21 protein-coding genes are annotated in these 25,684 nt (G+C 54.4%); 13 read left to right on the top strand and 8 right to left on the bottom strand.

Features of this window, described 5'->3' with window-relative positions; all coding sequences use genetic code 11:
* The gene (cspD, locus tag HV318_RS21575; RefSeq protein WP_008499993.1) at window positions 1-222 is read right to left on the bottom strand and encodes a cold shock-like protein CspD; all 222 of its coding nucleotides are present in this window, start codon (window positions 220-222) and stop codon (window positions 1-3) included.
* 267 nt (window positions 223-489) lie between these two features.
* Between cspD and clpS the strand changes: the two genes are divergently transcribed.
* From clpS to HV318_RS21595, 4 genes are all read left to right on the top strand, one after another.
* Entirely contained in the window at window positions 490-810 is a 321-nt protein-coding gene (gene clpS, locus HV318_RS21580; RefSeq protein WP_182274362.1) for an ATP-dependent Clp protease adapter ClpS, read from the top strand.
* 27 nt (window positions 811-837) lie between these two features.
* On the top strand, window positions 838-3,117 hold the full coding sequence (gene clpA / locus HV318_RS21585) for an ATP-dependent Clp protease ATP-binding subunit ClpA (protein ID WP_182274363.1): 2,280 nt from the start codon (window positions 838-840) through the stop codon (window positions 3,115-3,117).
* 457 nt (window positions 3,118-3,574) lie between these two features.
* Window positions 3,575-4,012, top strand: a complete 438-nt coding sequence (locus HV318_RS21590; protein ID WP_182274364.1) for a hypothetical protein — start codon at window positions 3,575-3,577, stop codon at window positions 4,010-4,012.
* A gap of 162 nt (window positions 4,013-4,174) precedes the next feature.
* On the top strand, window positions 4,175-4,600 hold the full coding sequence (locus HV318_RS21595) for a DUF3828 domain-containing protein (protein ID WP_182274365.1): 426 nt from the start codon (window positions 4,175-4,177) through the stop codon (window positions 4,598-4,600).
* 100 nt (window positions 4,601-4,700) lie between these two features.
* Here HV318_RS21595 and HV318_RS21600 read toward each other — a convergent pair whose 3' ends face one another.
* The 7 genes from HV318_RS21600 to trxB all read right to left on the bottom strand — a co-directional run bounded on the left by HV318_RS21600 (window position 4,701) and on the right by trxB (window position 11,620).
* Window positions 4,701-5,174 (bottom strand): RES family NAD+ phosphorylase, encoded by a 474-nt coding sequence (locus tag HV318_RS21600; RefSeq protein WP_182274366.1) that lies wholly within the window; start codon window positions 5,172-5,174, stop codon window positions 4,701-4,703.
* Entirely contained in the window at window positions 5,171-5,614 is a 444-nt protein-coding gene (parS, locus tag HV318_RS21605) for an Xre family toxin-antitoxin system antitoxin (protein WP_182274367.1), read from the bottom strand. The genes HV318_RS21600 and parS overlap by 4 nt, the downstream gene beginning before the upstream one ends.
* Window positions 5,615-5,795: 181 nt before the next feature.
* Window positions 5,796-6,014, bottom strand: a complete 219-nt coding sequence (infA, locus tag HV318_RS21610; RefSeq protein ID WP_002211347.1) for a translation initiation factor IF-1 — start codon at window positions 6,012-6,014, stop codon at window positions 5,796-5,798.
* Between the two features lie 284 nt (window positions 6,015-6,298).
* Window positions 6,299-7,003, bottom strand: coding sequence for a leucyl/phenylalanyl-tRNA--protein transferase (gene aat / locus HV318_RS21615; protein ID WP_182274368.1), 705 nt, complete (start codon window positions 7,001-7,003; stop codon window positions 6,299-6,301).
* 46 nt (window positions 7,004-7,049) lie between these two features.
* Window positions 7,050-8,771, bottom strand: a complete 1,722-nt coding sequence (gene cydC, locus HV318_RS21620) for a heme ABC transporter ATP-binding protein/permease CydC (RefSeq protein ID WP_182274369.1) — start codon at window positions 8,769-8,771, stop codon at window positions 7,050-7,052.
* Entirely contained in the window at window positions 8,771-10,537 is a 1,767-nt protein-coding gene (cydD, locus tag HV318_RS21625; protein ID WP_182274370.1) for a heme ABC transporter permease/ATP-binding protein CydD, read from the bottom strand. The genes cydC and cydD overlap by 1 nt, the downstream gene beginning before the upstream one ends.
* A gap of 114 nt (window positions 10,538-10,651) precedes the next feature.
* A complete protein-coding gene (gene trxB, locus HV318_RS21630) occupies window positions 10,652-11,620 on the bottom strand; it encodes a thioredoxin-disulfide reductase (RefSeq protein ID WP_182274371.1) in 969 nt (322 codons plus the stop codon).
* 668 nt (window positions 11,621-12,288) lie between these two features.
* Between trxB and lrp the strand changes: the two genes are divergently transcribed.
* From lrp to HV318_RS21675, 9 genes are all read left to right on the top strand, one after another.
* Complete coding sequence (gene lrp / locus HV318_RS21635) at window positions 12,289-12,783, top strand: leucine-responsive transcriptional regulator Lrp (RefSeq protein WP_000228469.1); 495 nt, start codon at window positions 12,289-12,291, stop codon at window positions 12,781-12,783.
* Between the two features lie 135 nt (window positions 12,784-12,918).
* On the top strand, window positions 12,919-16,617 hold the full coding sequence (locus tag HV318_RS21640) for a DNA translocase FtsK 4TM domain-containing protein (RefSeq protein WP_182274372.1): 3,699 nt from the start codon (window positions 12,919-12,921) through the stop codon (window positions 16,615-16,617).
* Between the two features lie 128 nt (window positions 16,618-16,745).
* On the top strand, window positions 16,746-17,357 hold the full coding sequence (gene lolA / locus HV318_RS21645; protein WP_182274373.1) for an outer membrane lipoprotein periplasmic chaperone LolA: 612 nt from the start codon (window positions 16,746-16,748) through the stop codon (window positions 17,355-17,357).
* A 9-nt stretch (window positions 17,358-17,366) separates the two neighbouring features.
* The gene (gene rarA / locus HV318_RS21650) at window positions 17,367-18,710 is read left to right on the top strand and encodes a replication-associated recombination protein RarA (protein ID WP_182274374.1); all 1,344 of its coding nucleotides are present in this window, start codon (window positions 17,367-17,369) and stop codon (window positions 18,708-18,710) included.
* A 92-nt stretch (window positions 18,711-18,802) separates the two neighbouring features.
* A complete protein-coding gene (serS, locus tag HV318_RS21655) occupies window positions 18,803-20,095 on the top strand; it encodes a serine--tRNA ligase (protein ID WP_182274375.1) in 1,293 nt (430 codons plus the stop codon).
* Window positions 20,096-20,303: 208 nt separating this feature from the next.
* On the top strand, window positions 20,304-22,748 hold the full coding sequence (gene dmsA / locus HV318_RS21660) for a dimethylsulfoxide reductase subunit A (protein ID WP_182274376.1): 2,445 nt from the start codon (window positions 20,304-20,306) through the stop codon (window positions 22,746-22,748).
* Window positions 22,749-22,758: 10 nt separating this feature from the next.
* Window positions 22,759-23,376: a DMSO/selenate family reductase complex B subunit gene (locus HV318_RS21665; protein WP_182274377.1), complete on the top strand. Its 618-nt coding sequence runs from the start codon at window positions 22,759-22,761 to the stop codon at window positions 23,374-23,376.
* Window position 23,377: 1 nt separating this feature from the next.
* Entirely contained in the window at window positions 23,378-24,241 is an 864-nt protein-coding gene (locus HV318_RS21670) for a dimethyl sulfoxide reductase anchor subunit family protein (RefSeq protein ID WP_182274378.1), read from the top strand.
* Between the two features lie 274 nt (window positions 24,242-24,515).
* The gene (locus HV318_RS21675; RefSeq protein WP_182274379.1) at window positions 24,516-25,667 is read left to right on the top strand and encodes an MFS transporter; all 1,152 of its coding nucleotides are present in this window, start codon (window positions 24,516-24,518) and stop codon (window positions 25,665-25,667) included.
* Window positions 25,668-25,684: the final 17 nt, after the last annotated feature.

Genomic DNA, 25,684 nt, shown 5'->3' on the forward strand with positions numbered 1-25,684 from the left:
CTATGCAACCGTCTCTGCTTCAATGGGCACGATAAGGCTTGCGTGATTGCCTTTTGGCCCCTGGTGTACATCGAACCGGACGGATTGCCCGGCTTTGAGCGTTCTGTAACCATCCATCTGAATGGTGGAATAGTGAGCGAAGATATCCTCGCCGCCGCCTTCGGGGCAGATGAAGCCAAACCCTTTGGCGTTGTTGAACCACTTAACAGTACCCATTTCCATGCTTCGACATCCTTCGTAAATCTTATAAATTAAGATGGAATGAACCGGTGGTGGAGTGGGGGCTGTTCAAAACCTCGCCATCTCACGCTTGTACAATTTAGATAAACGAAAGAAGCCGTCAAGCGTTTGGCGCTGGAGTTGGGACAACAATCAACCAAAGTTTGAAGCAGTTAACGCTATTGCTACGGTTTGTGACAGACATCGCGGATGACAGTAATAGATGATTGTTATCTAACATCTGAGGTAGATTCAAAGTGATTATGCAAAATGGGTAAGACTAACGACTGGCTGGATTTTGACCAGCTGGCGGAAGATAAAGTGCGTGACGCGCTAAAACCGCCATCCATGTATAAAGTTATGTTAATGAACGATGATTACACGCCGATGGAATTTGTTATTGACGTGCTACAAAAGTTCTTTTCTTATGATGTAGAACGTGCAACGCAACTGATGCTTACCGTTCATTATCGTGGCAAAGCTATCTGCGGTGTCTTTACAGCCGAAGTGGCGGAAACCAAAGTGGCGATGGTGAACGACTACGCGAGGGAGAACGAGCATCCGTTGCTATGTACGCTGGAAAAGGCCTGATAAGGCATAAAATTGGGGGAGGTGCCTATGCTCAATCAAGAACTGGAACTCAGTTTAAACATGGCTTTCGCCAGAGCGCGTGAGCACCGACATGAGTTTATGACCGTCGAGCATTTACTGCTCGCGCTGCTTAGCAACCCATCCGCCCGCGAAGCGCTGGAAGCCTGCTCTGTGGATCTGGTGGCGCTACGTCAGGAACTCGAAGCCTTCATCGAACAAACCACACCGGTGCTGCCAGCCAGTGAAGAGGAGCGCGACACGCAGCCGACGCTCAGCTTCCAGCGTGTCTTGCAGCGTGCGGTATTCCACGTCCAGTCTTCCGGACGTAGCGAAGTGACTGGTGCAAACGTATTAGTCGCCATCTTCAGCGAGCAGGAGTCCCAGGCGGCCTATCTGCTGCGCAAACACGAAGTCAGCCGACTCGACGTGGTTAACTTTATCTCTCACGGAACGCGGAAAGACGAGCCTAACCCGGCGTCGGACTCCAGCAATCAGGTCAATAACAATGAAGAGCAAGCAGGAGGGGAGGATCGTATGGAAAACTTCACCACCAACCTTAACCAGCTCGCTCGCGTTGGCGGTATCGACCCGCTGATTGGCCGCGATAAAGAGCTGGAGCGCGCTATCCAGGTGCTGTGCCGTCGCCGTAAGAACAACCCGCTGCTGGTGGGGGAATCTGGCGTGGGTAAAACCGCGATTGCCGAAGGCCTTGCCTGGCGTATTGTGCAGGGCGATGTGCCGGAAGTGATTGCCGATTGCACCATCTACTCGCTGGATATCGGTTCTTTGCTGGCGGGCACCAAATACCGTGGTGATTTTGAAAAACGCTTCAAGGCGCTGTTAAAACAGCTGGAGCAGGACACCAACAGCATTCTGTTTATCGATGAAATTCATACCATCATCGGTGCAGGTGCAGCCTCCGGTGGCCAGGTGGATGCTGCTAACCTGATCAAACCGCTGCTTTCCAGCGGCAAGATCCGCGTGATTGGCTCCACGACCTACCAGGAGTTTAGCAACATTTTCGAAAAAGACCGTGCTCTGGCGCGCCGCTTCCAGAAAATCGACGTGACGGAGCCGTCCGTTGAGGAAACGGTGCAGATCCTTAACGGTCTGAAGCCGAAATATGAAGCCCACCACGACGTGCGTTATACCGCCAAAGCGGTGCGTGCGGCGGTGGAGCTGGCGGTGAAATACATCAACGACCGTCATCTGCCGGATAAGGCGATTGACGTGATTGATGAGGCGGGCGCGCGGGCACGTCTGATGCCAGCCAGCAAGCGTAAGAAAACCGTTAACGTGGCGGATATTGAGTCGGTGGTGGCACGCATCGCGCGTATCCCTGAGAAGAGCGTTTCTCAGAGCGACCGTGATACGCTGCGTACCCTCGGCAACCGCCTGAAAATGCTGGTCTTTGGTCAGGACAAAGCCATTGAGGCCTTAACCGAAGCGATTAAGATGGCTCGCGCCGGACTGGGGCATGATCATAAACCTGTTGGTTCCTTCCTGTTCGCCGGCCCGACCGGTGTCGGGAAAACCGAGGTGACGGTTCAGCTCTCCAAAGCGCTGGGCATTGAGCTGCTGCGTTTTGATATGTCTGAGTACATGGAGCGTCACACCGTCAGCCGTTTGATTGGTGCACCTCCGGGCTACGTGGGCTTTGATCAGGGCGGCCTGCTCACCGATGCGGTGATCAAGCATCCGCACGCGGTACTGCTGCTTGATGAAATCGAGAAAGCGCACCCGGATGTGTTCAATATCCTGCTGCAGGTGATGGACAACGGGACGCTGACCGACAACAACGGGCGCAAGGCGGACTTCCGCAACGTGGTGCTGGTGATGACCACCAACGCCGGGGTGCGTGAAACTGAACGTAAATCTATCGGCCTTATCCACCAGGATAACAGCACCGATGCGATGGAAGAGATCAAGAAGATCTTTACGCCGGAATTCCGTAACCGTCTGGACAACATTATCTGGTTCGATCACCTCTCTACCGCGGTGATCCATCAGGTGGTGGATAAGTTCATCGTCGAGTTGCAGGTTCAGCTGGATCAGAAAGGCGTGTCGCTGGAAGTGAGCCAGGAGGCCCGCAACTGGCTGGCTGAGAAAGGCTACGACCGTGCGATGGGTGCGCGTCCGATGGCGCGTGTGATTCAGGATAACCTGAAGAAACCGCTGGCGAACGAGCTGTTGTTTGGCTCGCTGGTGGACGGTGGTCAGGTGACCGTGGCGCTGGATCAGGCGAAGAATGAGCTGACGTACGATTTCCAGAGTGCGGCGAAGCATAAGCCGGAAGCGGCTCACTGAGTTGAACGTTAAACTTAAAAACCGGGCATTTGCCCGGTTTTTTTATGCCTGATTCTGGCAGACCGCACTATCTGTTCCCTCTCCCTGTGGGAGAGGGCTAGGGTGAGGGCATCAGGGCGCAGAGGAATTTTGCGAGGCGCTTTCCAGTATTTGATGATGCCGATTGCTGGATAAATTCACAGTAATAAAATGGCGACACACCTGCAAAATCAGGTGTCAGGATTGGCGTCCTGATACACACATATGGAAAGATGTTGCTCACAGCAACGTTACTGGTTTCGTTCACTCTTTTTTTAGCTGCGGTATAATCCGTATCTTCAAATATGGTGGGCTGAACTGGGGCTTCTTTTGAAGCGCCGATTTTCCATATGGTCGGTACGCCAAACCGGTTCAGTCTGCCACCTGAAGTTGGCGTTTCTGGTGGTAGTTTTCGGCTTCTAAATATGGAAATTATGATATGGAAAACCAATCTTTCTCCCAACTCTACAGCGAACTCTCCCTCAACCCCGATCTCCCAACCCTTGCCGAGCGTTGTAAGTTGCTCACCGAAATCCTGCTGGATTGCACTTCGCTTCCTCAAACCCAGCCCGTTTGCCGCTGTCTGGGCGCTTATCTGGAAGAAGTTAAAACGGGACTCACAGAATCAATGCGCGATTTTCAGGTGGTGGAATTTGAAGACGCAGAGGAGCCGCCGCGGTATAAAGAGTGGATGCTGGAAGATACCGAAACCAAATGCGATTACTGCCGGGCATTAAATCACGTATTGCTGATTTCGCATTTTGATCGCGATATGTTGCCGCATCTTACGGGTTTATTGCATGACATAGCGCATTCAATGGCCGCAGATGTGATTACGCCTTGTCGTGAAAAAACCGTAATCCATATTATTCCCTGAATCTGATTTGTTGCATCGGTACGGGTTCTTGCACCCATTACGTCACGGATGTGATAAGAAATGGTGGTGGCCTGGACATCCCAAACACGAGAGAAGCAAAAAGTATGGGGGCCACTTTAGTGAATAATTAAAATCCCATTATGAAATTTTCAGGGATAACTAATGAGATCGCTCCTGATAATCATTTTCACGCTGTCTTCAATTGCTGTGGCAAGTGAACACAATCAACCCGCTACCATAGCCATAAAATTTAATCAGTGGTATATCAGTCAGCTTAATCAGAATAATGCACCTGTCCTCAACCCGGACACTATGGGTGATTACGTAGCATCAGAAACGATCGCAGCGATAAAAAAACTTTATTCAGGTGACAGCAATGATAAAGACATGCCAGATGCTGACATGTTTATAAAAGCCCAGGACTGGGGTAATGACTGGGATCATGTTGCGGTAGTTTCATCTGATTTTGACGCTGTGTGCACAAACATCTATATCGCATTCGGACAGAAGCAGGAGCATGTCGTTGCAGATTGCCTGATTCAGGAAAATGGGAAGTGGAAAATAAGGTCAGCAACTCTTATTAAATAAGGATCGGCTCGCTGACTGGGGGACCTTTCTACGGGCGACTTACGGGCTAAGCGCGACAGCGACGGTTCCCTGGTTCTGAGAAATAACAACCGCATCTGTTTCAGGGTGCGGTTTTTTCTGCCAGCCGGGTATCGAATACAAAAGAGTGGCGCTGAACGGAGGATAAAGCCTGTTGAAATGCCGGGTTCAATGGGTTGAGAATGGCATTGTTTTCATAAGGAATAATGCAGGAAGGTAAAATAAGTGCCAGTGCATCACTGGCCTGTAGCCAGCTGGTTCCCAGGTCCATCGTTGAAACCGGAGCTGGATTTTCCTGCCAGTCCCCGGGCAGCCACTCTTTATCCAGATGATCAATCTGATCGTCCGGGATATCGATGCTGAACAGTTGGTATTGATTCAGTACGGTATCCCTTTTAACGTGAACCAGAATTTCGAGCGCTGCCAGCGAGATGGATGTGGAGACGTACACCGCAGGGTGTCCTTTATGATTCCAGCGGCCACCATACTGGTTTGCACCGCTTCCACTCCACGCTTCGCTGGCATAACGTCCCGTCACCAGACGATAAAAAATCATGCCAGCACTCCGTGTTCCAGACGGCCAATCAGGTCGGTGACTTCCAGTGCGCCGGTTTCTGTGGCAATCAGGTCGACAGGTGCTATATTGCCAAGCCCGCGAACCGGTGATTGCAGCCAGTTCCATGCCTCGTCTTTACTGCCAAAATAATCGACAGCGGTATCCAGTACCCGAACGAAACGAGCCACGCGTTCGCTTTCATCGGGCGTCAGCGTACGGCTCGCACTTTTGCGGCGCGCGACATTGCGCTCGTTAATCCCTGTCACGCGTAAAATGTCCGCTTTTGACATCGCGGTCCATTCATGAATGTTGTCAAGTACGCTGACGGGCAAGCCCTGATTGAGATATTCAATCAGCCGCATACCTCTGTTTGCAGGCAAACCTGCAAAACGCCAAAGTGCGTTGTCAGCAGGTTTCTGCGCGGGAACCCATGTTCTCATCTGTACCTCCTGATGAATGTCATTTGTCATAGGGAAGTATAGTCATTTGTCATGACTTATGGAATGGATACTTTTTGCGCATTAAGAGCGGAGGGATTAAAGGTGTCGTGGCCTACAAAAAAATAAGGCCGGGATTATCCCGACCTTGTATATATTCATCTGCCATTACAGGCGAAAATAATTAGCGACTACGGAAGACAATGCGGCCTTTGCTCAGGTCGTACGGGGTCAGTTCAACAGTCACTTTGTCGCCCGTTAAAATGCGGATATAGTTTTTGCGCATTTTACCGGAGATGTGCGCAGTTACCACGTGACCGTTTTCCAGCTCTACGCGAAACATGGTGTTAGGCAACGTATCAAGTACGGTACCCTGCATTTCAATATTGTCTTCTTTGGCCATCTAATCCTCTGGGGTATCACTACCAAGTTTTGAACCGGCAAGATAATGCCGAAATTCATCAATTAAGTAAAGAATTGCGCGATTAAAACGCAGCAAAACAGTTTCGGCGCATTGCCCAAGCGTCACGGTACTACCGAACGAAAAGCGCATTCGTAAAGGGGAGACGACAGGATAAACGTCAGGACGTTATCTGAAGCGAAGGTCCCAAACGGCGGCGGGGCAACAGGCAGAAGCTACTCTGCGGCGTAATTATAACACCCTCATGAAAAATGTGCGGAAAACATTTAGACATTGGGCATAAAGAGTGTCCTTGGTACCCAGAAGTCGCGCGGAAGCTTCTCCTGGCGGCAGGTATCCAGGTGCTCAATGTAGTGACGACGGGAGATTTCTACGGCACCGAGCGAGGCGGTATGCTCATTAAGTACCTGACAATCCATCAACTGTCCGCCACGTAGGGCAAACTCGTTGCAGAAAACCAGCAGTGCAGTTTTCGAGGCGTTAACTGCGCGGGAAAACATCGACTCGCCACAGAACAACGTACCCTGTGCCACGCCATACATGCCACCAACCAGCTCACCTTTCTCCCACACTTCTATTGAATGGGCGTAGCCAAGCTCATGCAGGCGGTGATAGGCGTCGATAATATCGCGGGTTATCCATGTGCCTTCATGACGATCGCTGGCACAACCTTCAATGACCTGACCAAACGCGTGGTTGAGCGTTACACGGTACGGTGATTTCGCATGGAAACGTTTCATGCTGCGGCTCAGATGAAACTGGGCTGGCCACAGTACAGCACGCGGGTCGGGCGACCACCATAAAATAGGGTCACCGGGGGAAAACCACGGGAAAATCCCGCGTTGGTAAGCCATCAATAGCCGTGCAGGACTGAGGTCACCGCCAAGCGCCAGTAGCCCATTGGGTTCACGCAGCGCCCCCTCCGGAGAAGGGAACGCAATATTATGACGAGAAAGCTGGACCAGGCGCATGACAGCAGAACTCCAATACGCGAGTGAGGATCGGTACAAATATAGTCTACAGACGCTGTTTAAACTGGTAGTAGCGACCCTGTTTCGCCAACAGTTCTGCGTGACTACCATGCTCAATAATGTGCCCGTTGTCCATCACAATTATCTGATCAAAACTCGCCAGTCCGCGCAGTCGGTGTGTCACCATCAACACGGTTTTACCGGCCATGACAGTGGCCAGTAAATCAAGGATTTGGCTCTCGGTAGTGGCGTCCAGCCCTTCTGTCGGCTCATCCAGCAACATCAGCGGGGCATCGTGCAGCAGTGCTCGCGCAATTGCCAGACGGCGCAACTCACCGCCGGAGAGCTGACGACCCCCTTCACCCAGCCAGCTGTTTAACCCGTCATCTTCAAGCAGCTTATGCAGCCCAACCTGCTCCAGCACCACGCTAAGCAGCGCATCAGAGGCATCTGGCGCGGCAAGCAGCAGGTTATCGCGCAGCGTTGCGCTAAAGAGATGCACACGCTGCGGTACCACGCTGACAGCCTTGCGCAACGTCTGTTCGCTGAAGTCTGCCAGTGGCACATTGTTAAGGAGGATCTGTCCCTGCTGCGGATCCCAGGCGCGGGTCAACAGCTGCAGGAGCGTCGATTTACCGCAACCCGTGCGGCCAAGAAGCGCAATGCGTTGGCCTGCGTTCACGACGAGATTGATGCCTTCCAGCGCGTTTTGTGCCTGCTTGTCATAAGCAAACGTGATGTCATTCAGTGTCAGAGTGACGCGCTCTGGCACAACGGTTTGCCCGTCGCGGAACGTCACTTCCGGCTCTTGCCCGGCAATCTCCGTGATGCGCAGGGCAGAAGCGATAACCTGCCCAAGATGCTGGAATGCCCCCGTCACCGGTGCCAGTGCCTCAAAGGCCGCCAGCGCACAGAAGACGAAGAGGGCAATCAGTGCGCCGGGCTGTGAGTTATCGCCCACTCCGCCAGAAGCCATCCACAGCATAGCAATGACAGCCACCCCGCCAATTAACATCATCAAGGCCTGGGAGAACGCCGTCAGTTCAGACTGGCGACGTTGCGCTTCGTGCCAGTTTAACTCCGTGCTTTCCATACGGGCGCGGTAGCGTTTGCTGGCACCAAAAAGGGTCAGCTCGGCCTGCCCCTGTAACCAGGAGGTGAGTTGCTGACGATATTCACCGCGAAGGCGAGTCAGATTTTCCCCGGTGGATTTACCGGCGCGGTAGAACAGCGGCGGCAGAATCATCAGCGTCAACAGCATGATGCCGCCGAGCGTCAGCGCAATGGGAACATCCAGAACACACAACCCCAGCGTAACCACCGCGATCACCACAAATGCGCCGACCAGCGGCGAAATGACGCGCAGGTAGAGGTGATCCAGCGTATCGACATCCGCGACCACGCGGTTGAGCAATTCACCCTGGCGAAAACGCGCCAGCCCGGCAGGGGAGAGGGGCAATAGTTTGCTGAAGGTGTAAATGCGCAGGTGTTGCAGCACGCGGAAGGTCGCATCGTGGCTGACCAGCCGCTCAAAATAGCGTCCGGCGGTACGGGTAATGGCGGTGCCACGCACGCCCGCGGCCGGGAGCATGTAGTTAAAGCTGTATAACCCGGCGACGCCCGCGACGGCAGACGCCGATAAGAACCAGCCGGAGAGCGTCAGCAGGCCAATGCTGGCAAGCAGAGTGACGATCGCCAGTACGATGCCCAGCGTCAGCATCCATTTATGGCGTTTATACAGCGCAAGATACGGGAGCAGGGCACGCATCAGATGTCCTCCTGACGATTCGCCAGCAGGGTGGCAAATGGCCCCTGCGCGGTAACGAGAGAGGCGTAATCGCCTTGCTCAACAATTTGACCGTTTTCCATCACCCAGATTTGATCCCAGTCGGCAATGCCTTCCAGCTGGTGTGTGACCATCAGGGTGGTTTGCTGCAATGAGGCTGCGTTAAGGGCATGCATTACGCGTTGCTCGCTGTGTGCATCCAGGCTGGCGGCAGGCTCATCCAGCAGCATCAACTGGCAGGGATTAAGAAGAGCACGGGCAACGGCTACACGCTGCGCCTGGCCTACGGACAGCCCGGCAGACTGGTCGCCAACGATAGTGTTGACCCCCTGCACAAGCAGGGGCAGAAACTCGCTGACCCAGGCGCGGTCAAGGACGGATTGCAGCTCATCTTCGCGTGCATCCGGGCGAGCCAGAAGCACGTTCTCCCGCAGCGTGGCGGCCGGTAGCTGTGGGTTTTGTCCCACCCAGCTTAGCTGTTTGCGCCAGGCATCCGGGTCGAGATCGCGCAGCTCGGTTTTGTTAATCCGTAGCGAACCGGTGTAAGCCATAAAGCCGGACAGTGTATTAAGCAGCGAACTTTTACCTGAACCGCTGGTACCGACCAGCACCACTCGCTGCCCGGCGGGCAGGGTAAAATTCAGCGGGCCTGCCAGCACTTTGCCTTCAGGCGACAGAATAGAAAAATCACTCGCCTCAATTGTCACTGGTTCTTTGGTATTCAGCGTAACGTCACCCCGTTCCGGGTGTGCCAGCGGCGTTTCCATGAATGTTTTCAGGCTATCGGCCGCGCCAACGGCCTGCGCTTTAGCATGATAAAAGGTACCGAGATCGCGCAGTGGCTGGAAAAACTCCGGAGCCAGGATTAGCGCCAGGAAGCCCGAAGACAGCGTCACTGCCGTACCGTAGTGGCCAAAATCCAGCGCACCGAGGTAGGAGAAACCGAAATAAACCGCCACCAGTGCAATCGACAGCGAGGTAAAGAATTCGAGCACGCCAGACGACAGAAACGCCAGGCGTAACACTTCCATCGTGCGCTGGCGGAAATCCTGCGACGCCAGGCGGATGTTTTCAGTTTCCGCTTCACCACGGCCAAAAATACGCAAGGTTTCCATACCGCGCAGACGGTCAAGGAAATGGCCACTCAGACGACCCAGCGCCAGGAAATTGCGGCGGTTAGCGTCTGCAGCCCCCATTCCCACCATCGCCATAAACAGCGGGATCAACGGGGCGGTACCCAGCAGGATCAATGCCGCTACCCAGTTGGTCGGGAAAATGGTGATCACAATCAGCAGCGGCACGCAAACGGCCAGCGCCATCTGAGGAAGATAGCGGGCATAGTAGTCGTGCATATCGTCAATTTGCTCAAGGATAAGCGTCGCCCAGCTTCCGGCAGGCTTACCCTGGATCCAGGCGGGCCCGGCTTCCTGCAGACGGTCGAGTACCTGACGGCGGATTTCATAGCGTATATGTTGCCCCGCATGGAAACCGACGCGTTCACGCAGCCAGACCACCCAGGCGCGCAGAACAAAAACCAGAACAAGGACGATAAACGGCATCAGGAGTGCTTCGCGCGGAATATTCTCCATGATCATGTGGTTAAGAATGCGGGCCAGCAGCCATGCCTGGGCAACAATCAACAGACCGCTGATCAGCCCCAGAAGGCGGGAAATCATGAGCCAGCGGCGGGAAAGAACGCTTTGCTGTTTCAGCCAGCGTGTTAACTCTTGTTGACGGGTTTTTTCCATTGCGTACTTTGCAGGTGACGTTATTAGAAATTGGGCAGCGCAATGTTACAACGGAGAGACAATAAAGGCGACTTATCGCCGCCTTTATTTACGTTTGTTACTGACTTGTAAAGATTATTTGCCTTGCTCGGCCAGCCCGTCCAGATAGCGTTCAGCATCCAGCGCGGCCATACAACCGGTACCGGCGGAGGTGATTGCCTGACGGTAAATATGATCCATGACGTCACCTGCGGCGAATACTCCCGGGATGCTGGTCTGGGTTGCGTTGCCGTGAATGCCGGATTGCACTTTAATGTAGCCGTTTTCCAGCTCCAGCTGACCGTCGAAGATCGCCGTGTTCGGGCTGTGGCCGATCGCCACAAACAGGCCAGCCACTTCCAGCGATTCCACGGTATCGGTGTTCTGGGTATCACGGATACGCAGACCCGCAACGCCCATCTGATCGCCCGTGACTTCTTCCAGCGTACGGTTGGTGTGCAACACGATGTTGCCGCTCGCCACTTTATCCATCAGACGTTTGATCAGGATTTTCTCCGCACGGAAGGTGTCGCGGCGGTGGATCAGGTGTACCTCAGAGGCGATGTTCGCCAGATAAAGCGCTTCTTCCACTGCGGTGTTACCCCCGCCAATGACCGCGACTTTCTGGTTGCGGTAGAAGAAACCGTCGCAGGTGGCGCAGGCAGATACGCCGCGGCCTTTGAACGCTTCTTCAGACGGCAGACCCAGGTAACGGGCGGATGCACCGGTGGCAACGATCAGCGCGTCACAGGTGTACTCACCACTGTCGCCGGTCAGACGGAACGGACGGTTCTGCAGATCGACCTTGTGAATATGGTCGAACAGAATTTCGGTTTCGAACTTGGTCGCATGCTCGTGCATACGTTCCATCAACAGCGGCCCGGTCAGGTCGTTCGGGTCGCCTGGCCAGTTTTCCACTTCGGTGGTGGTGGTCAGCTGACCGCCTTTTTCCATGCCGGTAATTAACACCGGTTGCAGGTTAGCGCGTGCAGCGTAGACCGCCGCGGTATATCCCGCAGGTCCAGAACCAAGAATTAGCAGCTTACTGTGTTTGGCCGTGCCCATGAGATCCCCATTGTTGTTGGCAGACATTTGGCAGGATTGTAGGGAATTTGTTGCCGTAAAAAAAGAGCACAGCAATTTTGATATCAATATGTGCAATAGACGCTGACGATGAATGGCGGGCGATAACATACTGTGTGCTATTGAAAACCGGTTGTTTATAAGGCAATAAAATGAGGATTAATACCCGACCGCAATGAATATCCGGCATGTTGTACTAAAAATCGATGTTTTGCTTTGACAATCACCTGCGCTTTTGCGAAAACATTCAAGGAAGAAAAAAAACGCATTAACTGTGTGCCGCATAGGCATGCACGTAAATGCCATTTTTACCGGGTTAGTGAAATCTACGCATGGTGTGGACAGACGCCATACGTGATGTCGGTGACTGCCCTTCGGGCAACGGACTTCTTACCAACAGAACCCGAATCCGCATCGCGTCTATAGCCTAATAATTCGAGTTGCATGAAGGCGGCGACGCAGCGAATCCCCGGGAGCGTACATGAGTACGTGACTGGGGTGAGTGAGAAAAGCCAACGCGCAGGCAACTTGAAGTATGACGGATATAATACATAACCAGGCGATGTGATGAATAACGGGTACAGGCTCTGAACAGTGATGTGCACAGGGTCCAGGCAGGAGTAGGGAAGGAATACAGAGAGACAATAATAATGGTAGATAGCAAGAAGCGCCCTGGCAAAGACCTCGACCGTATCGATCGTAACATTCTTAATGAATTGCAAAAGGATGGGCGTATTTCCAACGTCGAGCTTTCAAAACGTGTGGGACTTTCCCCGACGCCGTGCCTTGAGCGTGTACGTCGACTGGAAAGACAGGGTTTTATTCAGGGCTATACGGCTCTGCTGAACCCGCATTATCTGGATGCCTCACTTCTGGTATTTGTTGAGATTACTCTGAATCGTGGTGCGCCGGATGTGTTTGAGCAATTTAACGCCGCTGTACAAAAACTTGAAGAAATTCAAGAGTGTCATCTGGTTTCCGGTGATTTTGACTACCTGTTGAAAACCCGTGTGCCAGACATGTCCGCCTACCGTAAGCTGCTGGGTGAAACCCTGCTGCGACTGCCTGGTGTGAACGACACCCGTACCTATGTGGTGATGGAAGAGGTCAAACAGAGCAATCGTCTGGTTATTAAGACGCGCTAACACGGAACAGGTGCAAAATCAGCGTAGTTTGATTACACTCCTGTTAATCCATACAGCAACAGTGCCGGGGATACCCGGCGCTGTTGTCCGTTTTAGCAAACAGGCAGGATATGCCTGATACCTGGAGAGCCTTTCTTGAGCCAGGAATACACTGAAGACAAAGAAGTCACACTATCGAAGCTAAGCAGCGGACGTCGTCTCCTTGAGGCGTTGCTGATTGTTATTGCCCTTTTTGCCGTCTGGCTGATGGCAGCCTTACTCAGTTTCAACCCCTCCGATCCAAGCTGGTCACAAACCGCATGGCATGAGCCTATTCATAATTTAGGCGGCATTCCCGGAGCCTGGCTTGCGGATACGCTCTTTTTCATTTTCGGTGTGATGGCCTACACCCTTCCCGTCATTATGATTGGCGGATGCTGGTTTGCCTGGCGTCATCGGCAGAACGATGACTACATCGATTATTTCGCTGTTTCGCTGCGCCTGATTGGCGCGCTGGCACTGATCCTGACCTCCTGCGGGCTGGCGGCGATTAACGCCGATGATATCTGGTACTTTGCTTCCGGTGGGGTGATCGGCAGCTTGCTGAGCACCGCGCTACAGCCGATGCTCCACAGTAGTGGCGGAACCCTGGCATTGCTCTGCATCTGGGCCGCTGGGTTGACGTTGTTCACGGGCTGGTCATGGGTGAGTATCGCCGAAAAGATCGGCAGTTTTATCCTTAATATTCTCACTTTTGCCAGCAACCGTACCCGTCGTGATGACACATGGGTTGATGAAGACGACAATGAAGATGAGTACGATGAGGACGACGATGCCCCGGTGCAGCGTCGCGAATCTCGCCGTGCCCGTATTCTGCGTGGGGCGCTGGCGCGCCGTCAGCGCGTAGCCGAAAAATTTGCCAACCCGCTGGGCCGTAAAACCGATGCTGCACTTTTCTCCGGCAAACGCATGGATGAAGAGGAGCAGGTTGAATATCGTGCTGCAGGTAAGGCCGTCGATCCTGATGATGTGCTCTTCTCCGGGAGCCGCGCCACGCCAGGTGATTTTGACGAGTACGATCCGCTACTCAATGGTCACTCTGTCACCGGGCAGGTTGCGGTCGCTGCAGCGGCCACCACGGCAGCGCAGGCGTTTGCTGCACCTGCTGAAGCCGTCATGCCATCCGCGCCGGTTCCTGCACCAGAGCTGGCTATGCAGCAGCCTCAGGTTGACTGGCAGAGTGCGCCGGGTGTCCATACGCCGGAGCCGGTCATCGCACCGGAGCCAGAAAGCTATGTGCCGGTACAGCAGGAACAGTGGCAACAACCTTATCAGCCGCCTGAACCTGCGTATGAACCGCAGGGGTATCCGGAATACGAGCAACCTGCCGCCCAGCCGTATCAGGCATATGTGCCTGAACCGGTCGAACCTGTGCAGCCATATGTAGAGCCGCAGTCCGAACCTGAAGTGGTGGAAGAGACGAAACCGTCCCGTCCGCCAATGTACTACTTTGAAGAAGTTGAAGAGCGTCGGGCCCGTGAGCGCGAGCAACTGGCGGCCTGGTATCAGCCCGTTCCTGAACCTGCCGTACAGGTTCCTGCTGTTTCTGCTCCTTCCGTTGATCCTACACCTGTTGTTGCTCCGGTGGCTGAAAGCGTGAAGCAAGCCACGGCAGCGGCCGCTGTTGCTGCGCCAGTCTTTAGCCTGGCAGCAGGTGGCGCGCCACGTCCTCAGGTGAAAGAGGGGATTGGCCCGCAGTTGCCTCGTCCTAATCGTGTTCGCGTACCAACGCGTCGTGAGCTGGCCTCTTACGGCATCAAGCTGCCTTCCCAGCGTATGGCTGAGGAAAAAGCGCGCGAGTCTGAATATGAAGACGACGCCGATGAACTGCAGCAGGATGAGCTGGCACGTCAGTTCGCCGCGCAGCAGCATCAGCGCTACGGTGAAGAGTATCAGCACGATGCGCCATCGCCTCATGTTCCTGAAGACGAAGAGGATGCGGCGGAAGCCGAGTTAGCGCGCCAGTTTGCGGCAACGCAGCAGCAGCGCTATTCCGGTGAACAACCTGCCGGTGCGAACCCGTTCTCGCTGTCAGATTTTGAATTCTCGCCAATGAAAGATCTGGTGGATGATGGCCCTGGTGAGCCGTTATTCACCCCGAGCGTGATGCCGGAAGCTGAGCAACCGGTGCGCCAGCAGCAGCCTCTGGCAAAGCATGCTCCTGCACAGCAGGCGTATGCGCAGCCGCAACAGCCGACTCCGCAGACTCACGCACAGCAGCCGCAGTTCCAGCAGCCTCCGGCACAGCCGCAGGAAAGCCTTATTCATCCATTGTTGATGCGTAACGGTGATAGCCGGCCGCTGCAACGCCCGAGTACGCCATTGCCGTCGCTGGATCTGTTAACGCCGCCACCGTCTGAAGTTGAACCGGTTGATACCTTTGCGCTGGAGCAGATGGCGCGTCTGGTCGAAGCGCGTCTGGCTGATTTCCGCATCAAGGCGGATGTGGTGAACTACTCTCCTGGCCCGGTGATCACCCGTTTCGAACTGAACCTGGCCCCTGGCGTAAAAGCGGCGCGTATTTCTAACCTGTCCCGCGACCTGGCGCGTTCCCTGTCGACCGTGGCGGTGCGTGTGGTAGAAGTTATCCCGGGTAAGCCGTACGTAGGGCTTGAACTGCCGAATAAGAAACGTCAGACCGTGTATTTGCGAGAAGTGCTGGACAACACCCGCTTCCGCGATAATCCATCTCCACTGACCGTGGTGCTGGGTAAAGATATCGCGGGCGATCCGGTGGTTGCCGATCTGGCGAAAATGCCTCACCTGCTGGTCGCGGGTACCACCGGCTCCGGTAAGTCCGTTGGGGTGAACGCCATGATCCTCAGCATGCTCTATAAAGCGCAGCCTGAAGATGTGCGTTTCATCATGATTGACCCGAAAATGCTGGAGTTGTCGGTTTATGAAGGCATCCCGCATCTGCTGACTGAAGTTGTGACCGATATGAAGGACGCCGCCAACGCCCTGCGCTGGAGCGTCAATGAGATGGAACGTCGCTATAAGCTGATGTCGGCGCTGGGCGTGCGTAACCTGGCCGGTTATAACGAGAAAATCGCTGAGGCGGCGCGTATGGGCCGTCCGATTCCGGACCCATACTGGAAGCCGGGTGACAGCATGGATGCCCAGCATCCGGTGCTGGAAAAACTGCCTTACATCGTTGTGCTGGTGGATGAATTCGCCGACCTGATGATGACCGTCGGTAAGAAAGTGGAAGAGCTGATTGCGCGTCTGGCGCAGAAAGCGCGTGCGGCCGGTATTCACCTCGTTCTGGCGACGCAGCGTCCATCAGTAGACGTCATCACCGGGTTGATTAAAGCAAACATCCCGACCCGTATTGCGTTTACCGTATCGAGTAAAATTGACTCGCGTACCATCCTCGACCAGGGCGGTGCAGAGTCACTGCTGGGGATGGGGGATATGCTCTACTCCGGCCCGAACTCAACCTCTCCGGTGCGTGTTCACGGCGCGTTCGTTCGTGACCAGGAAGTGCATGCGGTGGTACAGGACTGGAAAGCGCGTGGCCGTCCGCAGTACGTTGACGGTATTACCTCCGACAGCGAAAGCGAAGGCGGTGGTGGTGGCTTTGACGGCGGCGAAGAGCTGGATCCGTTATTCGACCAGGCGGTTAACTTCGTCACCGAAAAACGTAAAGCGTCTATCTCCGGGGTACAGCGTCAGTTCCGCATTGGCTACAACCGTGCGGCGCGTATCATCGAGCAGATGGAGGCCCAGGGCATCGTGAGCGAGCAGGGGCATAACGGTAACCGTGAGGTACTGGCTCCACCGCCGTTTGATTGACCTTTCATCGATTGCAAAGAAGGGTAAATCAGCAAAATTTAAGCATTTTCTTCTGTCACCTGCCTGCGGGCAGGTTCACAATAGATGACAGAACCCCGTATCGGGATGACGTATTTTAAGGAATAACAATGAAAAAAATTGCAATCGCTTGTGCATTACTCACCAGTTTTGTTGCCAGCAGCGTCTGGGCTGATGCCGCCAGCGACCTTAAAAGCCGACTGGATAAAGTGAGCAGCTTCCATGCCAGCTTCACGCAAAAAGTGACTGACGGCAGCGGCAACGCGGTGCAGGAAGGCCAGGGTGATTTGTGGGTAAAACGCCCGAATCTGTTTAACTGGCATATGACCCAGCCGGATGAGAGCATCCTGGTGTCTGACGGTAAGACCCTGTGGTTCTTCAACCCGTTTGTTGAGCAGGCGACCGCCACCTGGCTGAAAGATGCGACCAGCAATACACCCTTTATGCTGATTGCCCGTAACCAGTCCAGCGACTGGCAGCAGTACAATATCAAACAAAGCGGTGATGAGTTTGTCCTGACGCCAAAAGGCAGCAACGGCAACCTTAAGCAGTTCACGATTAACGTGAGCACCAATGGCACCATCAATCAGTTTGGTGCTGTTGAGCAGGACGATCAGCGCAGCAGCTATCAGCTTAAATCTCAGCAAAACGGCGCTGTTGATGCATCAAAATTCACCTTTACCCCGCCGAAGGGCGTAACGGTGGACGACCAACGTAAGTAAGAGGCGTGAGTGGGCAACCTGTCGCTCGATTTTTCAGATAATGCGTTTCAACCTCTGGCCGCCCGTATGCGGCCAGAAAATTTAGCGCAGTACATCGGCCAGCAGCACTTGCTGGCTGCGGGCAAGCCATTGCCGCGTGCCATTGAGGCCGGGCATCTGCACTCGATGATCCTCTGGGGCCCACCCGGAACCGGTAAAACGACACTCGCGGAAGTGATCGCCCGATATGCGAACGCCGATGTGGAACGCATCTCTGCCGTCACTTCTGGCGTGAAGGAGATCCGCGAGGCGATCGAGCGAGCGCGGCAGAACCGTAATGCAGGACGTCGTACCATCCTCTTTGTGGACGAAGTCCACCGCTTCAATAAGAGCCAGCAGGATGCTTTCCTGCCGCACATTGAAGACGGCACAATTTTCTTCATCGGTGCGACCACGGAAAACCCGTCATTTGAACTGAATTCGGCGCTGCTTTCCCGCGCCCGTGTGTACCTGCTTAAATCGCTCACGACTGACGATATCGAAAAGGTTCTGACGCAGGCGATGGACGACAAAGCGCGCGGCTACGGCGGGCAGGATATCGTTCTGCCGGACGAGACGCGGCGGGCAATTGCGGAGCTGGTCAACGGTGATGCGCGGCGGGCACTGAACACGCTGGAAATGATGGCCGATATGGCTGAAGTTGACGATGCTGGTAAGCGAATGCTGAAACCGGAGTTGCTTACTGAAATTGCCGGTGAACGCAGCGCGCGTTTTGATAATAAAGGCGATCGTTTTTACGATCTGATTTCTGCTCTGCATAAGTCCGTGCGCGGCAGTGCGCCGGATGCGGCGCTCTACTGGTACGCGCGCATTATCAGTGCGGGTGGCGATCCTCTGTATGTTGCGCGTCGCTGCCTGGCGATTGCCTCTGAAGATGTCGGCAATGCCGATCCGCGCGCCATGCAGGTGGCACTTTCCGCGTGGGACTGTTTTACCCGCGTCGGGCCAGCGGAAGGTGAGCGCGCCATTGCGCAGGCGATTGTGTATCTGGCTTGTGCACCGAAAAGTAATGCGGTTTACACTGCATTTAAAGCGGCCATGTCTGACGCGCGTGAACGTCCGGACTATGATGTTCCGGTTCATCTGCGTAATGCACCGACCAAACTGATGAAAGAGATGGGTTATGGGCAGGAGTACCGCTACGCCCACGATGAACCCAATGCCTACGCTGCCGGAGAGGAATATTTCCCTCAGGAGATGGCACAAACCCGCTATTATCACCCTACAAACAGAGGTCTTGAAGGCAAGATTGGCGAAAAGCTCGCCTGGCTCGCCGGACAGGATCAAAATAGCCCTATAAAACGCTACCGTTAGTTCAATCGTTGCGGTAATGTTGGCATAGTATCCCTGTGACCGCAGGCTGTGGTTACATTTCCCTATTTTAATTCGATAAGCACAGGATAAGCATGCTCGATCCCAATCTGCTGCGTAATGAGCCAGACGCAGTCGCTGACAAACTGGCACGCCGGGGCTTTAAGCTGGATGTAGATAAGCTGCGCGCTCTTGAAGAGCGTCGTAAAGTTCTGCAGGTACAAACTGAAAATCTGCAGGCAGAGCGTAACTCTCGATCGAAGTCCATCGGCCAGGCGAAAGCGCGCGGGGAAGACATTGAGCCATTACGCCTGGAAGTGAACAAACTGGGTGAAGAGCTGGACCAGGCGAAAGCGGAACTGGACGTTCTTCAGGCAGAGATTCGTGATATTGCTCTGGCGATCCCGAACATTCCTGACGACAGCGTGCCTGTCGGTAAAGACGAAAACGACAACGTTGAAGTGAAACGCTGGGGCACTCCTCGCGCGTTCGACTTCGACGTTCGCGATCACGTGACGCTGGGTGAAATGCACTCAGGACTGGACTTTGCCGCAGCGGTTAAGCTGACGGGGTCTCGCTTTGTAGTGATGAAAGGTCAGATTGCCCACCTGCACCGCGCACTGGCGCAGTTCATGCTGGATCTGCACACTGAACAGCACGGCTACAGCGAAACCTACGTACCGTATCTGGTGAACCACGATACGCTGTACGGTACAGGTCAGTTGCCGAAATTTGCTGGCGATCTGTTCCATACCCGTCCGCTGGACGAGGAAGCTGACAGCAGCAACTATGCGCTGATCCCAACGGCAGAAGTACCGCTGACCAACCTCGTGCGCGATGAGATCATCGACGAAGATGACCTGCCAATCAAACTGACGGCGCACTCTCCGTGCTTCCGTTCAGAGGCGGGCTCTTATGGCCGTGACACCCGTGGTCTGATCCGTATGCACCAGTTCGACAAAGTGGAGATGGTGCAGATCGTGCGTCCTGAAGAGTCTATGGATGCGCTGGAAGAGATGACCGGCCATGCTGAAAAAGTGCTGGAGCTGCTGGGTCTGCCGTACCGCCGTATGGCGCTGTGTACCGGTGACATGGGCTTTGGTGCCTGCAAAACCTTCGACCTGGAAGTCTGGGTTCCTGCGCAGAATACCTACCGTGAAATCTCTTCCTGCTCTAACGTCTGGGATTTCCAGGCGCGTCGCATGCAGGCACGCTGCCGTAACAAGTCTGACAAGAAAACCCGTCTGGTGCATACCCTGAACGGTTCTGGTCTGGCAGTGGGTCGTACGCTGGTCGCGGTGCTGGAAAACTACCAGCAGGCGGATGGTCGTATTGAGATCCCTGAAGTGCTGCGCCCGTACATGAAAGGCCAGCAGTACATCGGTTAATTTGTCGTAAAACAAAAAAGCGCCTGAGGGCGCTTTTTTTATGCCTCTGATTTGATACGAAGCAATAACCCCTCCCTCTAAAGTGGTAATACTCCTCCGAATGAAAGTCAGCATAACGCGCTGATAACGAAGAAATACGTTGTATATAAGGCTATATAGCGGCCTGGGCCGCCTCTCTTTTTTTTGTGAGCAACCAAAGTGAGTCTCTATGAAAATCAAAGCGCCTGATGCGTTAATGGCTGCCGAGGTCACTCGCCGTGGGTTGATGAAAACCACGGCAATTGGCGGCCTGGCTGTTGCCAGCAGTGCCTTCACGCTCCCCTTTACCCGACTGGCATCAGCGGCGGATGCTCTGTCCCCGGCGACAGCCCCGGAAAAAGTGGTGTGGAGTGCCTGTACCGTAAACTGTGGTAGTCGTTGTCCATTGCGTATGCATGTGGTGGATGGTGAAATTAAGTATGTCGAAACCGACAATACTGGCGACGATAACTACGATGGATTACATCAGGTTCGTGCCTGCCTGCGTGGCCGCTCAATGCGCCGCCGCGTCTATAACCCGGATCGCCTGAAGTATCCGATGAAACGCGTCGGTCAGCGTGGGGAAGGGAAGTTCGAACGCATTAGCTGGGATGAAGCCTACGATATCATTGCCACCAACATGCAGCGTCTGATCAAAGAGTATGGCAACGAATCCATCTACCTGAACTATGGTACCGGGACTCTTGGCGGTACGCTGACGCGTTCCTGGCCACCGGGAAAAACGCTGGTAGCACGTCTGATGAACTGCTGCGGCGGTTATCTCAATCACTATGGTGACTACTCTTCTGCACAGATTGCCGCAGGTCTGAACTACACCTATGGTGGCTGGGCAGACGGTAACAGCCCTTCTGATATTGAGAACAGTAAGCTGGTGGTGCTGTTCGGTAATAACCCGGGTGAAACGCGCATGAGCGGCGGCGGGGTGACATACTACCTTGAGCAGGCTCGCGCGAAATCCAATGCACGTATGATTATTATCGATCCACGCTATACCGATACCGGTGCAGGGCGTGAAGATGAGTGGATCCCTATCCGTCCTGGTACCGATGCCGCATTAGTCAGCGCGCTGGCGTGGGTGATGATCACCGAAAACCTTGTCGATCAGCCATTCCTTGATAAATACTGCGTTGGTTATGACGAGAAAACCCTGCCCGCCAGCGCACCGGCTAACGGGCATTACAAAGCGTACATTCTCGGTCAGGGCAGTGACGGTGTGGCGAAAACCCCAGAGTGGGCCTCTACCATCACCGGTATTCCGGTCGAACGTATTGTTCAACTGGCGCGTGAAATTGGTTTAGCCAAACCGGCCTTTATCAGCCAGGGCTGGGGGCCGCAGCGTCACGCAAACGGTGAAATCGCGACCCGCGCCATTTCGATGCTCTCCATTCTGACCGGCAACGTTGGTATTAATGGCGGTAACACCGGTGCGCGCGAAGGCTCTTATGACGTGCCGTTTGAGCGTATGCCGACGCTGGATAACCCGGTTCAGACCAGTATCTCCATGTTTATGTGGACGGATGCAATTGAACGTGGCCCGGAAATGACCGCGTTGCGTGACGGTGTGCGGGGTAAAGACAAGCTGGATGTGCCGATCAAGATGATCTGGAACTATGCCGGTAACTGTCTTATCAACCAGCACTCTGAAATTAACCGTACCCATGAAATCCTGCAGGATGACAAGAAGTGCGAGATGATTGTGGTGATCGACTGCCACATGACCTCGTCGGCGAAATATGCCGATATTCTGCTGCCGGACTGCACCGCCTCTGAGCAGATGGATTTTGCGCTTGATGCCTCCTGCGGCAACATGTCCTATGTGATCTTCACCGATCAGGCCATCAAACCGCGCTTTGAGTGCAAAACCATCTATGAGATGACCTCCCAGCTGGCAAAACGCCTTGGCGTTGAGCAGCAGTTTACCGAGGGGCGTACTCAGGAAGGGTGGATGCGTCATCTGCATGAACTCTCCCGTAAAGCCATCCCTGACCTGCCGGACTTCGATACCTTCCGCAAGCAGGGGATGTATAAACAGCGTGACCCGGAAGGGCACCACGTGGCGTATAAGGCATTCCGGGAAGATCCTCACGCCAACCCGTTGACGACGCCGTCAGGCAAAATCGAAATCTATTCGGAAGCGCTGGCGAAAATCGCCTCCAGCTGGGAGCTTCCGGACGGGGACGTTATCGATCCACTGCCAATCTATACGCCTGGTTTCGAAAACTACAACGATCCGCTGACGGCGAAATTCCCGCTGCAGTTGACCGGTTTCCACTATAAGGCACGCGTACACTCAACCTACGGCAACGTAGACGTACTGAAAGCCGCCTGCCGTCAGGAAATGTGGATCAACCCAATAGATGCGAAAGCGCGCGGTATCAGCAATGGCGATCGCGTACGCATCTTTAACGGTCGTGGAGAGGTACACATTGAAGCCAGGGTTACACCGCGCATGATGCCAGGCGTTGTCGCGCTGGGGGAAGGGGCCTGGTACAACCCGGATGCAAACCGTATCGACCAGGCAGGCAGTATTAACGTACTGACCACGCAGCGCCCATCACCGCTGGCGAAAGGCAACCCGTCCCACACGAACCTTGTTCAGGTTGAAAAGGTGTAAGGAGTAACCGATGACAACCCAGTATGGATTTTATATTGATTCCAGCCGTTGCACCGGGTGCAAAACCTGCGAGCTGGCCTGCAAAGATTACAAAGACTTAACCCCGGACGTCAGCTTCCGTCGTATTTACGAATACGCGGGCGGCGACTGGCAGGAAGACAATGGCGTCTGGCATCAGAATGTCTTTGCTTATTACCTGTCGATTGCCTGCAACCACTGCGAAGATCCGGCGTGTACCAAAGTGTGCCCGAGCGGGGCGATGCATAAGCGTGAGGACGGCTTTGTGGTGGTGGACGAAGATGTCTGCATCGGCTGTCGCTACTGCCATATGGCCTGTCCTTATGGTGCGCCGCAGTACAATGCCGCCAAAGGCCACATGACCAAATGCGACGGTTGCTATACCCGCGTCGCAGACGGCAAAAAGCCCGTCTGCGTGGAGTCCTGTCCGCTGCGTGCGCTGGACTTCGGCCCGATAGAAGAGCTGCGTAAAAAACACGGCCAGCTTGCTGCCGTCGCGCCGCTGCCGTCGGCGCACTTCACGAAGCCGAGCATTGTGATTAAACCTAACGCCAACAGCCGCCCGACGGGTGATACCACCGGCTATCTGGCAAACCCGAAGGAGGTGTGAGATGGGAAGTGGATGGCATGAATGGCCGCTGATGATCTTCACGGTCTTTGGACAGTGCGTTGCGGGCGGTTTCATTGTTCTCGCCCTTGCGTTGTTAAAAGGCAATCTGAATGCCGAACAACAGCAACGTCTGGTATTGAGCATGTTTGGCCTGTGGGTATTGATGGGGATCGGGTTTATCGCCTCTACGTTACACCTCGGCTCGCCAATGCGCGCGTTCAACTCCCTGAACCGCGTAGGTGCGTCTTCGCTCAGTAACGAAATCGCTAGCGGGGCAATCTTCTTTGCTGTGGGTGGTCTGGGCTGGCTGTTGGCCGCGCTGAAAAAACTGCCTGCGGGTCTGCGTAGCGTGTGGCTTGTGGTCACGATGGTGCTGGGCGTGGTGTTCGTGTGGATGATGGTGCGGGTTTATAACACTATCGACACCGTACCGACCTGGTACAGCGTCTGGACACCGATGAGCTTCTTCCTGACGATGTTTATCGGCGGGCCGCTTCTCGGCTTCCTGCTGTTACGCGTTGCGGGTGTTGATGGCTGGGCAATGCGTTTACTGCCGGTTGTTTCGCTGCTGGCGCTGGTGGTGAGTGCGGTTGTTGCTCTGATGCAGGGGGCAGAACTGGCAACCATTCACAGCTCCATTCAACAGGCTTCTGCACTGGTGCCGGATTACGGTTCGCTGATGGCCTGGCGCGTGGTGTTGCTGGTGGCGGCATTAGTCTGCTGGATTACGCCTCAGATCAAGGGCTATCAACCCGCGCTGCCGCTGCTGTCACTGGCGTTTGTGCTGGTGCTGGTCGGTGAATTGATTGGCCGTGGGGTGTTCTACGGTTTGCATATGACCGTTGGGATGGCCGTCGCCAGTTAACTCCAGTTTTTGTTATATAAAGCCGGGACTTAGTGCCCGGCTTTTCTTTTTCCGATCATGAAATTTTTCGACTGTCATCAGGTGTAGATTCTGACCATTAATAAATAAAAACATATACATAATTAATATTAATGACAGATATTGCAGTAGCAGGATGAGTTTTTTAAATCGACAAGGGACTTATCGTGCGCACAGCCAGAACCGGTGGATTGACTTTGTTTTTGCCAGTGGCATGATGCGCACGAAATCTGAATTTCCTCACGGTTTTTAATCCATGACCACCTATACCCGGCCAGTGCTTCTGTTGCTCTGTGGCCTGCTTTTGCTGACCCTGGCGATCGCGGTGTTAAACACGCTCGTCCCGCTGTGGCTCGCCCATGAAAACTTACCGACCTGGCAGGTGGGTATGGTTAGCTCGTCGTTTTTTACGGGAAACCTGCTGGGAACCCTGGTGACAGGGAACCTGATTAAACGTTTTGGTTTTAACCGTAGCTATTATCTGGCGTCGCTGATTTTCGCCGCCGGGTGCGCCGGGCTGGGGCTGATGGTTGGCTTCTGGAGCTGGATGGCCTGGCGTTTTATTGCCGGTGTAGGCTGCGCGATGATCTGGGTAGTCGTAGAAAGTGCGCTAATGTGCAGTGGCACTTCGCGCAACCGTGGCCGCCTGCTGGCGGCTTATATGATGGTCTATTATGTCGGTACCGTGCTCGGGCAGTTGATGGTCAACAAACTGCCAACTGATTTGATGAGTGTTCTGCCGTGGGTCACGGGTATGACGCTGGCGGCGATCCTGCCACTGCTCTTCACGCGTATTGTGAACCAGAGCAGTGAGCATCAGGAAGCGACGACCCACGTCTGGCCGATGTTGAAGCTGCGTCAGGCGCGTCTGGGAGTGAACGGCTGTATTATCTCTGGCATTGTGCTGGGGTCGCTCTATGGCCTGATGCCGCTCTGGCTGAACCATCAGGGGGTTAGTGATTCCGGGATCGGGTTCTGGATGGCCGTGATGGTCAGTGCAGGTATTGTCGGGCAGTGGCCAGTTGGCCGTCTGGCGGACCGTTTTGGCCGCCTGCTGGTGCTGCGCGTGCAGGTCTTTGTGGTGATCATGGGGTGTCTCGCCATGCTCAGCAACGCTGCGATGGCTCCCGCGTTGTTTATTCTGGGAGCCGCGGGTTTCACGCTCTATCCGGTCGCAATGGCATGGGCCTGTGAGAAGGTGGAACATCACCAACTGGTGGCGATGAACCAGGCGCTGTTATTAAGCTATACCATCGGCAGCTTATTGGGGCCGACGTTTACCGCCATGCTGATGCAGAATTATTCCGACAACCTGCTCTTTATTATGATCGCCAGCGTGTCGTTTATATACCTCTTAATGCTGCTGCGCAAAGCGGGTGAGCATCCAACCCCAGTGGCACATGCCTGATTAAATGAAAGCCTGTC

This window comes from Enterobacter sp. RHBSTW-00901, assembly GCF_014103115.1.
Lineage (GTDB): Bacteria > Pseudomonadota > Gammaproteobacteria > Enterobacterales > Enterobacteriaceae > Enterobacter > Enterobacter cloacae_P.

What these genes read in the sequence shown, in the direction of transcription:
- cspD (WP_008499993.1), bottom strand. Translation starts at nt 222, where the DNA reads ATGGAAATGGGTACTGTTAAGTGGTTCAACAACGCCAAAGGGTTTGGC.
- clpS (WP_182274362.1), top strand. Translation starts at nt 490, where the DNA reads ATGGGTAAGACTAACGACTGGCTGGATTTTGACCAGCTGGCGGAAGAT.
- clpA (WP_182274363.1), top strand. Translation starts at nt 838, where the DNA reads ATGCTCAATCAAGAACTGGAACTCAGTTTAAACATGGCTTTCGCCAGA.
- HV318_RS21590 (WP_182274364.1), top strand. Translation starts at nt 3,575, where the DNA reads ATGGAAAACCAATCTTTCTCCCAACTCTACAGCGAACTCTCCCTCAAC.
- HV318_RS21595 (WP_182274365.1), top strand. Translation starts at nt 4,175, where the DNA reads ATGAGATCGCTCCTGATAATCATTTTCACGCTGTCTTCAATTGCTGTG.
- HV318_RS21600 (WP_182274366.1), bottom strand. Translation starts at nt 5,174, where the DNA reads ATGATTTTTTATCGTCTGGTGACGGGACGTTATGCCAGCGAAGCGTGG.
- parS (WP_182274367.1), bottom strand. Translation starts at nt 5,614, where the DNA reads ATGAGAACATGGGTTCCCGCGCAGAAACCTGCTGACAACGCACTTTGG.
- infA (WP_002211347.1), bottom strand. Translation starts at nt 6,014, where the DNA reads ATGGCCAAAGAAGACAATATTGAAATGCAGGGTACCGTACTTGATACG.
- aat (WP_182274368.1), bottom strand. Translation starts at nt 7,003, where the DNA reads ATGCGCCTGGTCCAGCTTTCTCGTCATAATATTGCGTTCCCTTCTCCG.
- cydC (WP_182274369.1), bottom strand. Translation starts at nt 8,771, where the DNA reads ATGCGTGCCCTGCTCCCGTATCTTGCGCTGTATAAACGCCATAAATGG.
- cydD (WP_182274370.1), bottom strand. Translation starts at nt 10,537, where the DNA reads ATGGAAAAAACCCGTCAACAAGAGTTAACACGCTGGCTGAAACAGCAA.
- trxB (WP_182274371.1), bottom strand. Translation starts at nt 11,620, where the DNA reads ATGGGCACGGCCAAACACAGTAAGCTGCTAATTCTTGGTTCTGGACCT.
- lrp (WP_000228469.1), top strand. Translation starts at nt 12,289, where the DNA reads ATGGTAGATAGCAAGAAGCGCCCTGGCAAAGACCTCGACCGTATCGAT.
- lolA (WP_182274373.1), top strand. Translation starts at nt 16,746, where the DNA reads ATGAAAAAAATTGCAATCGCTTGTGCATTACTCACCAGTTTTGTTGCC.
- serS (WP_182274375.1), top strand. Translation starts at nt 18,803, where the DNA reads ATGCTCGATCCCAATCTGCTGCGTAATGAGCCAGACGCAGTCGCTGAC.
- dmsA (WP_182274376.1), top strand. Translation starts at nt 20,304, where the DNA reads ATGAAAATCAAAGCGCCTGATGCGTTAATGGCTGCCGAGGTCACTCGC.
- HV318_RS21665 (WP_182274377.1), top strand. Translation starts at nt 22,759, where the DNA reads ATGACAACCCAGTATGGATTTTATATTGATTCCAGCCGTTGCACCGGG.
- HV318_RS21670 (WP_182274378.1), top strand. Translation starts at nt 23,378, where the DNA reads ATGGGAAGTGGATGGCATGAATGGCCGCTGATGATCTTCACGGTCTTT.
- HV318_RS21675 (WP_182274379.1), top strand. Translation starts at nt 24,516, where the DNA reads ATGACCACCTATACCCGGCCAGTGCTTCTGTTGCTCTGTGGCCTGCTT.